The sequence below is a fragment of the Oscillibacter valericigenes genome (genome assembly GCF_016902445.1).
Taxonomy (GTDB): Bacteria; Bacillota; Clostridia; order Oscillospirales; family Oscillospiraceae; genus Oscillibacter; species Oscillibacter avistercoris.
Map to the genome: position 1 here is coordinate 59392 of NZ_JACSNX010000002.1, position 16378 is coordinate 75769.

Below are 16378 nucleotides of genomic sequence, written 5' to 3' on the forward strand. Positions count from 1 at the left end.
CAGAGCCCGCCAGGGGCCCTTCCCGCAGGAGCGTTTTCCCAAAACGCCCGGGCATGCGCCGCCGCATCTGACGTGTGCAGCTCTTAACACACATACACGTATAACTATATACCAAGGTGAGGACCCTGCGCAACAAAAATCTTTTTGCTGCCGGGACTTTCCAGAAAATGACCGTTTTTGCCTGGTTTTCACAGTCGATTAACAGCATCTTGACAGACGCCTCCTTTTATTTTTGTTAAAAAATTAACCAAAATTGACCGTTTTCGGTCAAATTGGACATAATTTTCTCAGTAAATCGCAAAATTTTTAAATTGACTTGGGGTGTAAAATGTTGTATAAATTTTTGTGGACTGGCTGAGCCTGCTTTTCCGGGGCATGCTCCGCCATTCGTGTGTGGTCCAAAGTCCGCGGCTCTGCCGGGGCCTTGGACCGGAGTCCGGCTGCTGCCGGACGCCGTTACATTGGAAAGGAGAGTATCAACAAATGTCTGCAATTGGATTCTTGGTCCTCCTTGTCATCGCCATCGTCGTACTGATGCTGCTGATGACAAAGGTCAAGCTGAATCCCGTGATGTCTCTGTTCGTGGTGGCCCTGGCCTTCGGCGTCGTCCTCGGCGTCTTCGGGACCGAGGGGTATTCCTTCATGGACACCCTGAACATGATCACCACCGGCTTCGGCAGCACCCTGGGCAGCCTGGGTATGCCCATCATCCTGGGCGCCGTGCTGGCCATGGGCGTGCAGGACACCGGCGCCGCCAAGTCCATCGCCAACTTCTTCATCAAGCTCTTCAAGGGCAAGAACCTGGAGCTGGCTCCGTCCCTGACTGCCTACGTGGTGTCCATCCCCGTGTTCGGCGACATCACCACCATCCTGTGCTCCAACATCGCAAACGTTCTGGGCAAGCGCAAGCACATCTCCATGTCCACCATGGCCTCCTTCACCCAGACCGGCCTGAACCTGACCCACGCCATGGTTCCCCCCACGCCCGGCATCCTGGCCGTGTCCGTGGCCCTGTCTGCCGACCTGGGCCTGGTGATCTCCTGGGGCATCGTGGTGACCATCATCACCTTCTTTGCCACCTGGCTCATCCTGAAGCGCTGGGCCGCCAAGGAGTGGATCCCCGCCGTGCCCGAGGTCACCGCTGAGATCGAGGAGACCAACTCCGACAACGTGGACGATCTGCTGATCAAGGATAAGGATCTGCCCGGCACCTTTGCCTCCTTCCTGACCATCCTGATCCCCGTCATCCTGATCGCCGGCGGCTCCTTCGTCGGCATGCTGATCCCCGAGTCCACTCCCGATGACGCTCTGGTCCGCACCCTGGTGGCCATCGCCAGCGACAAGGTCGTGGCTCTGGCCATGGGCGTGATCTACACCATGTTCCTGGCCCTGGGCCACAAGGCCTCCGTCCGCAAGAGCAATCTGGACGCCACCGGCAAGGATCCCGAGTGCTTCCGTGAGGTCGTGCTGAACAGCTGGATCGCCCGCGGCATGGAAGTAGCCCTGATCGCCCTGCTGGTCACCGCCATGGGCGGCGGCTTCTCCCAGGTCATCAAGTCCTTCCCCGGCATCAACGACCTGGCTCTGCTGATCCAGGATTCCGGCGTGCCCGGCCTGCTGATCCCGTTCCTGGTGGGCGCCATCATGATGACCGCCGTGGGCTCCATGACCACCGCCGGCGTCACCGCCGTGGGCGTTGTGGCTCCCATGATGGATATGCTGGGCCTGGAGCCCGTCTCCACCGCTCTGGCCATCGGTGCCGGCACCCTGATCTTCAACCACGTGACCAACTCCGGCTTCTGGGTGGTCAGCAAGTTCTTCAACCTGGATCTGAAGCAGGGTCTGAAGTACATCACCATTCCGGACGCTGTGGCCGGTGTGATCGGCTTCATCCTGGTGTTCATCCTGAACACGGTGGGTCTGATCCACTGATCTTCGTTTCCCCGGCCGTTGATTTCTGTCTCCGGAAAAGGCAGCGCTTTGCGGCTTGAAAGAGGCGGCCCGGTCCTTTGCGGCGGGCCGCCTCTGTTTTGATTCCTGTGACTTCTGCACGAACCCCACATTATATAAAAGGAGAATGTTTATGATTCAGAAAAGCCATGACGACCGGATGCTGTGGGCCCAGTTCGACTCCCTGGAAATGGGCACCGGCTGGGACGACACCGACATCCTCAAGCCCCAGATCATGGTGGAGAGCGTCTACGGCGACTCCCATCCCGGCAGCTATCATCTGAACCAGATGGTGGAGCAGGCCGTGTACGGCGTGTATGAAAAAGGCGGCAAGCCGGCCAAGTACTACGCCACCGACATCTGCGACGGCTGCGCCCAGGGCCATGACGGCATGAACGTGGTGCTGGCCTCCCGGGAGGCCATTGCCAACATGGTGGAAGTCCACGCCTCCGCAGTGCCCTGGGACGGCATCATCCTCTCCTCCAGCTGCGACAAGTCCATCCCCGCCCACCTGAAGGCGGCAGCCCGGATGGACGTGCCCACCATCTTCATGCCCGGCGGCTCCATGCGGCCCGGCCCCAACATGACCACCTCCCTGGTGGCCGGCGACATCTCCCTGCGCCAGAAGCGCAAGGACGCCATCACTGAGCAGGAGGTCCGGGACTACAAGCTGACCGGCTGCCCCTCCGTGGGCGCCTGCACCTTCCTGGGCACCGCCTCCACCATGCAGTGCATGGCTGAGGCCCTGGGCCTGACCCTGCCCGGCGCGGCTCTGGTGCCCGCCACCATGCGGGACATCCTCCAGTACTCCCGCTATGCCGGCCGGAAGATCATGGAGCTGGTGGAGAAGAACATCACCCCCTCCCAGATCATGACCCCTGCCGCCTTCCGCAACGCCATCATCGTCCACAGCGCCATCGGCGGCTCCACCAACGCCACCATCCATCTGCCCTCCATCGCCCGGGAGCTGGGCTATGACCTGCCCATCGAGCTGTTCGACGAGATCAACCACCAGGTGCCCCACCTGGGCAACATCAATCCCTCCGGCACCCAGCTGACGGAGTCCTTCTGGTTCGCCGGCGGCGTGCCCATGGTGCAGTGGATGCTGCGGGACATGCTGGATCTGGACGTGATGACCGTCACCGGCAAGACCCTGGGGGAGAACCTGGAGGATCTGCAGAAGGACAACTGGTTCGACCGGAACCTGGGGTACCTGGCCAACTACGGCCTGACCCGCGACCAGGTGATCTTCCCCGTGGAGAAGGCCCCCGAGAAGGGCTCCGTGGCCATCCTGAAGGGCAACATCGCCCCCGAGGGCTCCGTGCTGAAGTACTCCGCCTGCGCCATGAACCAGCGCGAGGTGGTCAACGCCGTGGCCCGCGTCTTCAACAGCGAGGAGGACGCCCATGACGCCGTGGTGGAGAACAAGATCAATCCCGGTGAAGTGGTCATCATCCGCTATGAGGGCCCCCGCGGCTGCGGCATGCCCGAGATGCTGATGACCACCGAGGCCATCGTCTGCGACGAGCGGATCAACGGCTCCGTGGCCCTGATCACCGACGGCCGCTTCTCCGGCGCCACCCGCGGTGCCGCCATCGGCCACGTCAGCCCCGAGGCTGCCGCCGGCGGTCCCATCGCCTTCATTGAGGAGGGCGACCTGATCTCCTACAGCGTGGAGAACCGCACCATCAACCTCACCGGCATCCACGGTGTCCCCTGCTCTGTGGAGGAGGCCACCAAGGTCCTGGAGGAGCGCTCCAAGGCCGGCATCATCCCCCGGGAGCCCCGGAAGGGCTTCTACAAGCTCTACACCGACCACGCCCTGTCCGCTATGAAGGGCGCCGGCCTGGAATAAGCACATACAGAACGAAACGACACGGCTTCCGCAGCGGCTCCCCCGCTCCGGCGGCAGGGACCGCGCCTGCGGGATAATTTGACAAACTGCCGGTGTCCGCGTTTCAGCTGATTCGCCCCGCCCCGGCCCCAAACGGCCGGGGCGGACGCGGTTCCGGCACAAACAGCGGCAGCTCTGGAAAGGATGAAAGGTTATGGCAATCAAAAGTGACAGCTATCTCGGCTCTCTCTTCGGCCTGGAGGGCAAGACCATCGTAGTGACCGGCGCCGGCGGCGGCATCGGCCTGGCCATCAGCGAGGGCCTGCTGCGAGCCGGCGCGGAGGTCGCCATGTGCAACCGCACCCCGGCCAAGTGCCAGCCTCTGGCGGACAAGATCAACGCCGAGGGCGGCACCGCCTCCGTTCACCAGCTGGACGTCACCAGCCTGGACAGCATCCACGCCTGTGTGGACGAGGTCATGGCCCGGTACGGCAAGATCGACGTGCTGTTCAACGTGGCCGGCGTCAACAAGCGGGAGGGGCTTCTGGACGTGGAGGAGGCGGACTACGACCGCATCATGAACACCAACCTGAAGGGCCTGTTCTTCATGAGCCAGGCGGTGGCCCGGGAGATGTACAAGCGCCGCACCGGCAGCATCATCAACATCGGCTCCCACAACGACGAGGGGATGCTGGGCGGCTGTTCTGTCTACGGCGCCACCAAGAGCGGCGTGGTGGCCCTGACCCGGGCCATGGCTGTGGAGTTCGCCCAGTACGGCATCCGGGCCAATGCCATCAGCCCCGGCCACATCCTGACGGATCTGACCCAGGTCACCTGGGACCATCCCACCCGGGCCCCCTGGCTGCGGGAGCGCATCGCCATGAGGCGTCCCGGTGATCCGGACGAGCTGGTGGGCATGGCCATCCTGCTGGCCTCCGACGCTTCCAGCTACATGACCGGCCAGGCGTACCACATCGACGGCGGCTGCCTCTGCGGCGGTGCCCCCTGGGACTATGACACCCAGTACAAGGCCTGACCCCTTGCCTGCCGCAGGTTGACAAGCCTGCTGCCAGGGGATAAAATTGGAGAATCAGAGCTGCGCGGCGAAATGCCGCAGGTTCGCAAGAAAGGATGATCGCAATGTATTCTGTGAATATGCCCACGATGGACAGCGTTGCTCGTTTCAAGGCCGCCATGGACTCCGAAAAGGGCGCCCTGGGCCCCTTCATGATCGGCACCGACCCCGCCTTTGTGGAGGCCGCCGGCTATGCCGGCTATGACTTCGTGCTGCTGGATATGGAGCACGGCACCACCACCTTCCAGACCCTGCCCCACCTGATCCGCGCCGCCAACGTGGCAGGCGTGTGCCCGGTGGTCCGGGTGCCCCGGGGCAGCGATATCTGGATCGACCAGGCCCTGGACGTGGGCGCCGGCGCCATCATGATCCCCCAGATCGACACCGCCGAGCAGGCCCGGGCCGCCGTCTCCGCCGCCAAGTTCTCCCCTGTGGGCACCCGGGGCACCTGCCGCTTCGTCCGCTCCGCCGGCTTCGGCGCAGTGCCCGGCAGCGAGTACTTCTCCAAGGCCCAGGACACCGTGGTGATCCTGCAGGCCGAGGGCAAGAAGGCCGTGGAGAACCTGGACGAGATCCTGGACGTCCCCGGCGTGGACGTGGTGTTCGTGGGCCCCTACGACCTGTCCAGCTCCCTGGGCCATGTGGGCGAGATCGACCACCCCGAGGTGGTGGAGTGCATCAAGGGCATCATCGCCAAGGCCAACGCCAAGGGCGTGAAGCTGGGCTGCTTTGCCGACACTGTGGAGGGCGGCATGAAGTGGCGCGATCTGGGCGTGAAGTTCATCGGCTACTCCTGCGACACCTATCTCTTCATGCAGGCCGCCAAGGCCGACGTGGACGCCTTCGCCAAGTAAGAGGCATCTGCCTAGCCCGCTCGACGCTTTTTCAGGCAGAATGATCCGGGGGCCGCTCCCGCAAGGCGGGGACGGCCCCCGGACTGTGCCTGTGCCGCAGGACCATCCATGCATCCGGCGGCTCCCGCATCTTTCCGTGTGTACAGCAAGCCACACCGGGGCTCCGGGCCCCGGACCCGATTAAGGAGGACACGAATACTATGAACGCAGCATATCTGACGCCGGCCATCACCCTCTTCAACGAGGACGGCACCCTGGACCTGGTCAGCCAGGAACGGCTCTTCAACAACCTGATCGACCAGGGCGTGGACGGCATCCTGGTGGAGGGCAGCAGCAGTGAGTTCTTCGCCATGCCCATGGACCAGCGCCGGGAGATGGCCAAATTCGCCATCGAAACGGTGGATCACCGGGTGAAGCTGATCATCGGCACCAGCCACATGGTGGCGGACGAGATCGTCAGCTTTTCCAACTTCTGCCTGGACGCAGGCGCCGACGCCGTCATGATCCTGCCCCCCTACTATTTCCACTTTGACGCCGCCGCCCTGCTGCAGTACTATGACCGGCTGGCCCAGCAGATCCACGGCAACATCTACATCTACAACTTCCCGGACAACACCGGCTACACCATCCCCCCGGAGACCGTGCTGGCCCTGGCCAAGATCCATCCCAACATCGTCGGCATGAAGGACACCGTCGCCGGCATGGACCACACCCGGGAGCTGATCAAGGTGGTCAAGTCCCACATCCCTCAGTTTGAGATCTACTCCGGCTTTGACGACAACTTCGCCCACAACGTGCTCTCCGGCGGCGACGGCTGCATCGGCGCCCTCAGCAATGTGGTGCCGGAGGTCTGCGCCGCCTGGGTCCGGGCCTTCCGGGAGAATGACCTGGCCGGCATCGCCAAGGGCCAGCAGATCATCGACCGGCTGATGGACCTGTACACCGTCCGCAGTCCCTTCCTGCCCGTCATCAAGGAGGCCTGCCGCCTCCGGGGCATCGCCGCCACCAGTGTGGGCACCTTCCCCATGCCCAGCGCCACGGTGGAGGATGACGCCAGGATCCTGGAGCTGCTGAACCGGGAGGGCATCCAGTAATCCCCCTGCAGAAAGCCCCGCCGCTGGCCAATGGCCAGCGGCGGGGCTCTTTTTGTCAGCTCGGCGCCTTACGGCAGCTCCATATGGACGGACTCGTGGAACACCGGCTCCACCAGGCCGGGGATCTCCACGGCGTCGGTGAAGCGGATGTCCTCGGTGAACTCCCGCAGCAGGGAGACGATATAGGGATGGGGCCGCTCGTCCGGCCGGCCGGCGGCCACGCAGACCACAGCGGTCCTGGGCTGGAGCATCCGCAGCAGCTTCCGGGTGGTGGAGGACAGGGAGGCGTGGTGGGGCACCTTCAAAATGTCGCAGGGGGTGGCGGTCTCCGTCTCCCACATGTGGGCGTAGGCGTCGCCACCCAGCACGATCTCACGCCCGTGGTAGTACAGCCGCTGGCGCAGGCTGGACACGTTCATGGCCTTGCCCCAGTGGATCAGATCATAGCCGTTCCGCTCTCCCCGGAAGGCGGCGTCGTACACCGCCTTCTGCCGGGGATACAGTGCAGGCTCGCCGAACAGGATGTCCATGGAGAGGTCGTCCGTCAGCCGGAGGCGCTCCATCCGGTCCCCCGGCAGCTCTGTGATCTTCCGGATACGGTGCCTGTGCTTTCCCAGGGGGCCGGCATACAGGTCCATGCACCGCAGCACGTTCCGGGCGGCTTTTGGCAGGCCGTTGTCCCCGTCCGGGTCCAGGGGACCGGCGTCGGCGGGGGGTGCGTAGGGGGTCAGCAGCTCTCCTACCGTGACGGCTTCCAGCACCCGGCCCAGGCCGCCGATGTGGTCCCGGTGGAAGTGGGTGACCAGCAGGAGATCCAGGTGCTCCACCCCCTGCTTGCGCAGGAAGTCCCCGGCGTAGATCCGGCAGGAGCGCGCGTCCTCCACCGGCGGATGGTCGTCCCGTTCCAGGCTGTCGTGGCCGCAGTCCACCAGCATGGAAAAGCACGGCCGGTCTCCCTCCATCTCCCGGACCAGGATGGAGTCGCCGTTGCCCACGTTGATAAAGTCCAGTACCAGCATGTCCAGCCCCCCTGTTCGATGGTTGCCTCTAACATATCACAAAGGCGCCGCCCCAGGCAATCAAAACCGCAAACGATTGCTGCCAAATTTTGGTCCTGAAATTTGACGTCCTGATAAAAACAGCCCGGCGGCACAAAGCCGCCGGGCTGTTTTCTGCGGGATCTCAGATGCTCCGCAGGGCGTCCACCAGGGCAGTCTTGCCGGTGGTCTGGGCATCCTTCATCTTGACGACCCGGGCAGGCGTCCCCGCCACCACGGCATTGGGGGGCACATCCTCCGTCACCACGGCACCGGCGGCCACCACAGCCCCGGCGCCGATCCGCACCCCCTCGATCACCACGGCGTTGGCGCCCACCAGGACGCCGTCCTCCACCACGACCGGCGTGGCGGAGGCGGGCTCCACCACCCCGGCCAGCACGGCGCCGGCGCCGATGTGGCAGTCATCCCCCACCGTGGCCCGGCCGCCCAGGACAGCGCCCATGTCGATCATGGTGCGCCTGCCCACCACGGCGCCGATGTTGAGGATGGCCCCCATCATGATGACGGCGTTCTCCCCAATGGTCACCTGCTCCCGGATGATGGCGCCGGGCTCGATCCGGGCCGGGAGGTCCTTCAGGTCCAGCAGGGGCACGCCGGAGTTGCGGCGGTCGTTCTCCACCACCAGGTCGGTGATCTTCTCCCGGTTGGCCTCCAGAATGGGGGCCAGCTCTGCCCAGTCGCCGAAGACGACGCGGCTGCCGCCCTCGCCGAACACCTGGGCGGAGCCGAAGTCCACCGGGGCCGTGAGGTTGATATAAATTTTCACTGGCGTTCTTTTGGGGGAACTGGCGATATAGTCGATGATCTCCTGGGCGTTCATAGTCACTCTCCAAACAAGATTTTTTGCAGGTCGTAGACCCCGTTGGGCCGTCCCGGCAGCAGATGGGCCATGTGCAGGGCCCCGTTCACAAAGATCCGGCGGCTGGCGGCCCGGTGGGTCAGCTCCAGCTCCTCGTCGGGACCGAAGAAGTGGACGGTGTGGGTCCCGGCCACCGTGCCGCCCCGGAGGGCGTGGATGCCCACCTCGTTCTTCTCCCGCCTGCCCACGCTGCCCTCCCGGCCGTACACCGGCCGCAGGCGGTGCTGCGGGTCCATGGCCTCCAGCAACAGCTTGGCGGTGCCGCTGGGGGCGTCCGCCTTCTGGTTGTGGTGGGTCTCGGTGATCTCGATGTCAAAGTCCTGTCCCAGCACCGGGGCGATCACCCGCAGGGCCCTGGCCAGCACCGCTACCCCCAGGGAGTAGTTGGCGCTCCACAGCACCGGCACCGCCGAACCCAGGGCGAAGAGACGCTCCCTCTCCGCCTCCGTGTACCCGGTGGTGCCGGAGAGCAGCGGCGTCCCGGTCCGGCGGACGTAGGCAGCGATCTCCGGCAGGGCGGCGGGACGGGAGAAGTCCATCACCACGTCCGCCACCTTCCCCAGCCGGCCCAGCTGGTCCAGGTCATCCCGGCCGAAGGCGGCCTCGATCTCGTCCCCGGCGGCGGAGGCGGTCTCCCGGATCAGGGTGCCCATTTTTCCCCGTCCGATCAGCACGATCCTCACAGCAGCCCCGCCTCCTCCAGCGTCCGGCGGAGGACGGTGGCGTTGGCCTCGCCCATCTCGCACAGGGGCAGCCGCATGGGGCCCACGTTCAATCCCATCATGTTCATGGCGGCCTTCACCGGGATGGGGTTCACCTCCAGGAACAGGCCGTTCATCAGCTGCAGATACCGCAGGTGGTTCTCCAGGGCCCGGGCGCGGTCGCCGCCCAGCCAGTCCGCCACGATCTGATGGCACATGGCAGGCATCACATTGGCGTAGACGGAGATGACGCCGCTGCCGCCGATGCTCATCAGGGGCACGGTGATGTCATCGTTGCCGGAGTACAGGGCGAAGTCCAGCCCCACGCAGCGGGCGATCTTCATGGCGTAGGACATGTCGCCGCTGGCCTCCTTGATGCCGGCGATGTTGGGATGCCTGGAGAGCCGCTCCACCACGGACACGGGGATGGAGCAGCCGGTGCGGCCCGGCACGTTGTAGAGGATGCAGGGGATGTCCACCGCGTCCGCCGTCTCGGCGAAGTGGCGGTACATGCCCTCGGCGTTGGCCTTGTTGTAGTAGGGGGCGATCAGCAGCAGGGCGTCCGCCCCCATGGACTGGTACAGCCTGCTCTTCTCGATCTGGGTGGCGGTGCAGTTGGAGCCGCTGCCCACCATCACCGGCACCCGGCCGTCCACCACCCGGATGGTGTGCTCCACCACGGCGGCGTCCTCCTCATGGCTCATGGTGGAGTATTCGCCGGTGGTGCCCAGGGTCAGGATGCCGTCGGTCCCGGCGGCGATCTGCCGCTCCAGCAGTTCCGTCAGCACGTCGAAGTTGACGCTGCCGTCCCCGTGGAACGGGGTGATCATGGCCACAATGGATCCCTGCAGATGTTCGAATTTCATGTGAGTGTCCTCCGTCTTTCTTTTTGTCCGTTGGTTGAAGCAACAAAAAAGTCGGTAGAGACACGCCCCTACCGACAGCTCCTTCACGCCCTTGCCACCAGACAAAAACGGAGTTCCCTGTAAGCGGATAGCGCCCCCGCAGAGTTTCCTCTGCGGACAGTCCCGCGGGTATTCCCCGCGGACCCACCTCCTGTCCATACCTGAACAGGGAGTTCGGCGGACTTGCCTCCCCCACGATCCTCGCCCGTCGGCTCCCGTGATCTCATCGCATCCGCGCCTCTATCTCATTTTTGGGTTATCATACCATCTCTGTTTCTTCTTGGCAAGAGAAAAAATGAGAAAAAATACCCGCCCGCCGGCCTCCGCCTTGTCAAAAGAGACGAAAAATCCGTCCTCCCCTGTTTTCTCCGCCCTGCCTGTGCTATGATATTTTTACTGATGCCATCTTATGAACGAGGGAGGTCCTGTCCATGTCCGTCGTCGATCACCGCCGCGCCCTGCACCGCATCCCGGAGCTGGATAACCAGCTGCCGGAGACGCTCCAGCTGGTCCGGAGCGTTCTGGCTGCCCTGCCCTGCCGGGTGTTCTCCCCCATCACCGGAAGTGTCTGCGCCTGGTTCGACGCCGGGAAGAGCGATGCCGTGGCCTTCCGGGCGGACCTGGATGCTCTGCCGGTCCCGGAGGCCACCGGCCTGCCCTATGCCTCCGTCCACCCCGGCAGGATGCATGCCTGCGGCCACGACGCCCACACCGCCATGATCCTGACTCTGGCGGAATACGCGGCGGAGCACCTGGCGGAGCTTCCCCGGAACGTGCTGTTCCTCTTCCAGCCGTCGGAGGAGACCACCGGCGGCGCCGGAAAGCTGTGCGAGACCGGCGTGCTGGAACGGCACCGGGTCCGCCGGATCTTCGGGATCCATCTGTGGCCCGGCCTGGAGGCCGGCGCCGTCGCCTCCCGCCCCGGCCCGATGATGGCCCGGTCCAACGAGGTCACCGTCACCGTGGAGGGCCGCAGCGTCCACATGTCCCGGGCGGACGAGGGGCGGGACGCCCTGACGGCGGGGATCTCCTATCTCCAGCGGGCCTATGACATGATGGAGCAGCTCCCCCCGGACCAGCCCCGGGTGCTGCGGTTCGGCAAGATGGTCTCCGGCACGGTCCGCAACGCCATCAGCGGCCATACCGTGCTGGAGGGGAGCCTGCGCACCTACCGGGAGGATACCTTCCGTTTCTGCCGTCAGCAGCTGAAGGACATCGGCCGCTCTGTGGCGGCGGAGACCGGCTGCACCGTGGACGTCCACCTCAGCGAGGGGTACCCCGCCGTGTGGAACCACGAGGAGCTGTACCAGAAGATCGCCGCCCAGCTGGGCGCTGACGCGCCGGCCCTTTTGGAAAAGCCGGTGCTGGCGGCGGAGGACTTCTCCTTCTACCAGCAGTATGTGCCGGGGCTGTTCTTCTTCCTGGGCACCGGGGATACGCCCAAGCTCCACGCCCCGGATTTCACGTTCGATGACGAGGCCGTTCTCCCCAAAGGCGTGGATTTTCTGGAAAAACTATTGATGCTGCCGTGACCCCAGGTATGACGGGCCGCCGGAGGATATCCCTCCGGCGGCCCGTTTTTGACGCTGTCAGTCCGGTGTCTCCGCCACATAGCGGACATAGCCCTTGTAGGCGGTCCCGGTCTCCGGGTCCCGGCAGGTCTGATAGACCCAGATCTCTCCGGTGTCCTCCGGCCGGGCAAAGTAGGAGCAGCGCTCGCCGGTGTCCGGCAGCTCCGCCTCGCCGGCCTGGACCAGCCCCGCCGGGCAGGTCTCCGGCCAGGGGCCGCCGCTGTCTGCCAGCACATACACTGTGCCGTCCACCGTGACCATGGGAGCGGCGTTCTCCGGCGCAGCTTCATCGGCCCCGTCCGCGGCGACGTCCATCCCGCCGCCGGACTCGCCAGCCGTCGCGTTCTCCGCCGCATCTCCCGCCGCAGAGGCGGTGTCATTCGCACTGGTATCTCCGCTCCCCATCCCCAGCTGGGACAGGAAGAATGTGGAGCCCACGATCACCAGCGCCAGGCAGGCCGCCACGGCGCCGGCCCAGGGGAACTCCCGCCGCTTCCGGTACGAGGCGGGCGGCGGCGCGGCCTCCCGGATGAAGGTGTCCCGGATATCTCCCACAGCACGGAGCAGCTGCTCTCTCGTCATACGGTGAATCCCTCCCCTTCCAAATGTTCCCGCAGGTCCTGCCGCAGGCGGAACAGCGCCGCAGAGACCGTGCCCCGCCGCTTGCCGCTCCAGGCAGCCAGCTCCTCGATGGAGCAGAGATACCAGTACCGCCGCACGAACAGCACCCGCTTCTCCTGGGGCAGCGCCGCCAGAAAGCGGTCCAGGCTCTCCGCCAGGGCGGCGGCCTCCGTCTCCTGCTCCACGCCGCCGGGGGCGGAGAGGCAGTCTCCCAGCTCCTCCAGGGCCGCCTCCGCCTGGCCCTGCCAGCGCTTCTGGGCCCGCTGGGCCCGCCACCGGTCCAGAGACAGGTTCCGGGTGATCTTCCCCAGGAACGTGTCCAGCCGGCCGGGACGGCTGGGGGGCATGGCCTCCCAGGCCCGCAGCCATGTGTCCCCCACGCACTCCTCCGCGTCCTCCCGCAGCGCCAGGATGCGGAAGGCGATCTGATAGCAGTAGCCGCCGTACTTGGCGCTGCTCTCCGAGATGGCTGTCTCATCCCGGTCCCAGTACAGCTCCACGATCCGGCTGTCTTCCATTGCGGCCCCTCCCCTCTCTATCTCTCTACACGCAGTTTCTGTGCAGATCTTACCGTTTGAAGTTTATTTTACCATGTTCTTTTCGGAATCGGAACGGCGTTCTTCCGGGAATTCTTGATTTGTTCATACTTTTCCTGTATCATGGATGTCAATTCGGCCCATCTGAAAAAGGAGGAATTGGGTTTTCATGCCATTCACATTCAACTTCGGAGGTTTCGACCCCAGCGCCTTCGGCGGCTTCGGCGGCGGAGAGGCCTCCCAGCCCCAGCGGCCCCGGCGGGAGCGCAAGCCCCGCAAGGCCATCGGCAACGCCTTCACCCGGACGCTCATCAACCTGGGCGTGACGCTGCTGTTCGGCCTGGGGTACTTCTATTTCGAGCTGCCTGCCCTGAACTTCCACGCGGAGGAATTCTACGTCTTTCTGTTCCTGCTGTGCGCCGTGTACTGCGTGTGCGCCGTCATCACCTCCGGCTTCCAGGGAGAGGGCGTGAAGGGCTACTTCGGCTTTGTGAAGAAGCAGTGCACCATCCCCTTCTTCGTCCTGGTGGCCCTGATCGCCGCCATCGTCATCGGCGGCCTCACCTCCTGGGTGGTGCTGCGGGCGGGAAGCTACAGCGAGCTGCTCTCCGTCCAGACCGGTGATTTCGCCACAGAGGTGGAGGAGATCTCCTATGACCAGATCCCCATGCTGGACGAGGACTCTGCCGCCCGTCTGGGCAGCCGGACCCTGGGCGAGCTCAGCGACATGGTCTCCCAGTTCGAGATCCTGCCCTCCTACACCCAGATCAACTACCAGGGCCGCCCGGTGCGGGTGACCTCCCTGGCCTACGGGGACCTGATCAAGTGGTTCACCAACCGGTCCGACGGCCTGCCCGCCTACCTGATCATCGACATGGTGACCCAGGAGGCGGAGGTGGTCCGCCTGGACGAGGGCATGAAGTACACCACCGCCGAGCACTTCGGCCGCTATCTGCCCCGGCATCTGCGGTTCCACTATCCCACCTTCATGTTCGCCGACCCGGTGTTTGAGATCGACGAGGAGGGCCACCCCTACTGGGTCTGCCCCCGGATGGTGAAGACCATCGGCCTCTTCGGCGGCTCGGACATCCAGGGCGCGGTGCTGGTGGACGCCGTCACCGGCGAGAGCCAGTACTTCGAGGAGGTCCCCAGCTGGGTGGACCATGTGTACGACGCGGACATGATCATGGAGCAGTACGATTACTACGGCATGTACCACAACGGCTTCATCAACTCCATGTTCGGCCAGCGGGACGTGACGCTGACCACTGAGGGGTACAACTACATCGCCATCGGCGATGACGTGTATATGTACACCGGCGTCACCTCCGTCACCTCGGACCAGTCCAACATCGGCTTCATCCTGTCCAACCAGCGGACCAAGGAGACCCACTTCTACTCCGTCTCCGGCGCCACGGAGGCGTCCGCCCAGGCCTCCGCCCAGAGCCAGGTCCAGCAGATGAACTATATCGCCACCTTCCCCCTGCTGCTGAACATCGCCGACCAGCCCACCTACTTCATGGCCCTGAAGGGCAACGACGGTCTGGTGAAGATGTATGCCATGGTGAACGTGCAGCAGTACAACATCGTGGAGACCGGCGGCACCGTGGCGGAGTGTGAGGCCAACTACCGCCGGACCCTGGCGGACAACGGCCTGATCTCCGACAGCGAGTCGGAGGCCGCCCCCTCTGACCAGGAGGAGGCCAGCGGCGTTGTCGCGGAGATCCGCACCGCCGTGCTGGACGGCAACTCCTACTACTTCCTCCGGCTGGAGGGGCAGGAGGTCTTCTACGCCGTCAATGCCGCGGAAAATCCCCTGGCGGTGATCCTGAACGCCGGGGACCAGGTGACGGTCACCTACACCGCCGGCGAGTCCGGCAGCATCCTGACCGGCACCTCCGTCACCCGGGCCGGGGAGACGGATGTGTCCTTCACCGTGCCGGAAGAGGACGCCGCCGCACCGGATGAAACGGCGGACGCCGCCCCGGCACAGCCGGACGCAGAGACGGCCCCCGCCGCCTGAGCGCGATCCCAAGGGCGCCCCGCCGCACGCTGCGGCGGGGCGCCTTCCTGTTTCCCTTTTTGTGGAAACCGCCGTTGACAACCCCTTTTCACCCGCTTATACTATTTTTCATGAATGAAAAGGAGCGTGAAAACCCATGGACCTGACTTTGAATCGAGATGTGATGAACGTGGAGCTGTCCGGCATCCGGCAGTTCACCTATCTGGTGCGGGACACCCCCGGCGCCTGCGCCCTGACCATCGGCGAGCCGGATCTGAACACCCCGGATGTCATCAAGGAGGCCGCCAAGGCCGCTCTGGACGATAACGACACCCACTATCCCCCCGGCAACGGCTATCCCTACGCCCTGGAGGCCATCTCTCGGTTCGAGGCCGAGGCCCATGGCCTCCGCTACGCCCCCAGTGAGATCATCCTGACCGTGGGCGCCACGGAGGCGCTGTTCGCCGCCTTCTCCACCATCCTCAACGCCGGGGACGAGGTCATCATCCCCACCCCCGCCTTCGGACTGTACGAGGCGCTGGTGCAGCTGCAGGGCGGCGTGCCCGTCTCCCTGCCCACGGAGCACAACCACTTCCAGATCGTGCCGGAGGAGCTGAAGGCCGCCATCACCGACAAGACCAAGGCCATCATCCTGACCTCCCCCAACAACCCCACCGGCTGCGTCTACACCAAGGAGACGCTGGACGCCGTCCATGACATCCTCAAGGACAAGCCTATCTTCGTCCTGTGCGACGACGTGTACCGCACCCTGACCTATTGTGAGGACTACCACAGCTTTGCCGAGTACCAGGACATGCGGGACCGGATCATCGTCATCAACAGCTTCTCCAAGCCCTATGCCATGACCGGCTGGCGGCTGGGCTGGTGCATGGCGGACGCCAGGCTGATGGACCGCATCCAGGTGTTCCACCAGTACGCGGTCACCTCCGTGCCCGCCTTCGTCCAGCGGGCCTGCGTCAGGGCTCTGGAGACAGACACCGGCGACGTGGTGGAGATCTTCCGCAAGCGGCGGGATTATGTCTACCAGCGCCTTATCGACATGGGCCTCACCGTGGAGAAGCCGGAGGGCGCCTTCTACATGTTCGTGGACATCCGCAAGTTCGGCATGGACTCCAACACCTTCTGCACCCGGATGCTGAAGGAGGGCCTGGTGGGCGTCATCCCCGGCATCCACTTCGGCACCGAGGGCTTCATGCGCCTGAGCTACTGCTACTCCGACGCAGACCTGAAAGAGGGTCTGGACCGGATCGAGACGTTCATCAAGAGCCTGTGATACAGAAGCGGCGCGGGAGGGTCC

The 16378-nt window shown here is 64.6% G+C and carries 15 protein-coding genes and 1 riboswitch; of the genes, 9 read left to right on the forward strand and 6 right to left on the reverse strand.

The features are described 5' to 3' along the window. Positions 1-116 precede the first annotated feature (116 nt). The 6 genes from H9X91_RS14855 (at position 117) to H9X91_RS02650 (ending at position 6807) form a co-directional block, all read left to right on the forward strand. On the forward strand, positions 117-239 hold the full coding sequence (locus H9X91_RS14855; RefSeq protein WP_476739236.1) for a hypothetical protein: 123 nt from the start codon (positions 117-119) through the stop codon (positions 237-239). 244 nt (positions 240-483) lie between these two features. Continuing rightward, positions 484-1932 carry a GntP family permease gene (locus tag H9X91_RS02630; protein WP_204802235.1) on the forward strand — a complete coding sequence of 483 codons (1449 nt, stop codon included), beginning with the start codon at positions 484-486 and terminating at the stop codon, positions 1930-1932. Positions 1933-2083: 151 nt separating this feature from the next. Further along, the gene (gene ilvD / locus H9X91_RS02635) at positions 2084-3805 is read left to right on the forward strand and encodes a dihydroxy-acid dehydratase (protein ID WP_204802237.1); all 1722 of its coding nucleotides are present in this window, start codon (positions 2084-2086) and stop codon (positions 3803-3805) included. A gap of 193 nt (positions 3806-3998) precedes the next feature. Beyond that, complete coding sequence (locus H9X91_RS02640; RefSeq protein ID WP_204802239.1) at positions 3999-4820, forward strand: SDR family NAD(P)-dependent oxidoreductase; 822 nt, start codon at positions 3999-4001, stop codon at positions 4818-4820. Between the two features lie 104 nt (positions 4821-4924). After that, positions 4925-5713, forward strand: a complete 789-nt coding sequence (locus tag H9X91_RS02645) for an HpcH/HpaI aldolase family protein (RefSeq protein ID WP_204802241.1) — start codon at positions 4925-4927, stop codon at positions 5711-5713. A gap of 200 nt (positions 5714-5913) precedes the next feature. Beyond that, positions 5914-6807 carry a dihydrodipicolinate synthase family protein gene (locus tag H9X91_RS02650; protein ID WP_204802243.1) on the forward strand — a complete coding sequence of 298 codons (894 nt, stop codon included), beginning with the start codon at positions 5914-5916 and terminating at the stop codon, positions 6805-6807. Between the two features lie 68 nt (positions 6808-6875). Here H9X91_RS02650 and H9X91_RS02655 read toward each other — a convergent pair whose 3' ends face one another. The 4 genes from H9X91_RS02655 to dapA form a co-directional block, all read right to left on the reverse strand. Then, positions 6876-7826 (reverse strand): ComEC/Rec2 family competence protein, encoded by a 951-nt coding sequence (locus H9X91_RS02655; protein ID WP_204802245.1) that lies wholly within the window; start codon positions 7824-7826, stop codon positions 6876-6878. 163 nt (positions 7827-7989) lie between these two features. Continuing rightward, positions 7990-8685 (reverse strand): 2,3,4,5-tetrahydropyridine-2,6-dicarboxylate N-acetyltransferase, encoded by a 696-nt coding sequence (gene dapD / locus H9X91_RS02660; protein ID WP_204802247.1) that lies wholly within the window; start codon positions 8683-8685, stop codon positions 7990-7992. Between the two features lie 2 nt (positions 8686-8687). Next, positions 8688-9407 (reverse strand): 4-hydroxy-tetrahydrodipicolinate reductase, encoded by a 720-nt coding sequence (dapB, locus tag H9X91_RS02665; RefSeq protein ID WP_204802249.1) that lies wholly within the window; start codon positions 9405-9407, stop codon positions 8688-8690. After that, entirely contained in the window at positions 9404-10291 is an 888-nt protein-coding gene (gene dapA, locus H9X91_RS02670) for a 4-hydroxy-tetrahydrodipicolinate synthase (RefSeq protein ID WP_204802251.1), read from the reverse strand. The genes dapB and dapA overlap by 4 nt, the downstream gene beginning before the upstream one ends. A gap of 120 nt (positions 10292-10411) precedes the next feature. Further along, positions 10412-10581: riboswitch (Lysine riboswitch) on the reverse strand. A 180-nt stretch (positions 10582-10761) separates the two neighbouring features. On the opposite strand from dapA, the gene H9X91_RS02675 reads away from it, so the two are divergent. Beyond that, entirely contained in the window at positions 10762-11862 is a 1101-nt protein-coding gene (locus H9X91_RS02675) for a M20 metallopeptidase family protein (RefSeq protein WP_204802253.1), read from the forward strand. A gap of 57 nt (positions 11863-11919) precedes the next feature. On the opposite strand, the gene H9X91_RS02680 is transcribed toward H9X91_RS02675, so the two are convergent. Further along, the gene (locus tag H9X91_RS02680) at positions 11920-12483 is read right to left on the reverse strand and encodes a hypothetical protein (RefSeq protein WP_204802255.1); all 564 of its coding nucleotides are present in this window, start codon (positions 12481-12483) and stop codon (positions 11920-11922) included. Then, entirely contained in the window at positions 12480-13040 is a 561-nt protein-coding gene (locus H9X91_RS02685; RefSeq protein WP_204802257.1) for an RNA polymerase sigma factor, read from the reverse strand. Before H9X91_RS02685 ends, H9X91_RS02680 begins: the two co-directional genes overlap by 4 nt. Before the next feature lie 187 nt (positions 13041-13227). On the opposite strand from H9X91_RS02685, the gene H9X91_RS02690 reads away from it, so the two are divergent. Together H9X91_RS02690 and H9X91_RS02695 are read left to right on the forward strand one after the other, a co-directional pair. Further along, on the forward strand, positions 13228-15081 hold the full coding sequence (locus H9X91_RS02690; protein ID WP_204802259.1) for a CvpA family protein: 1854 nt from the start codon (positions 13228-13230) through the stop codon (positions 15079-15081). 136 nt (positions 15082-15217) lie between these two features. Continuing rightward, positions 15218-16354 carry a pyridoxal phosphate-dependent aminotransferase gene (locus H9X91_RS02695; protein WP_204802261.1) on the forward strand — a complete coding sequence of 379 codons (1137 nt, stop codon included), beginning with the start codon at positions 15218-15220 and terminating at the stop codon, positions 16352-16354. Positions 16355-16378 lie beyond the last annotated feature (24 nt).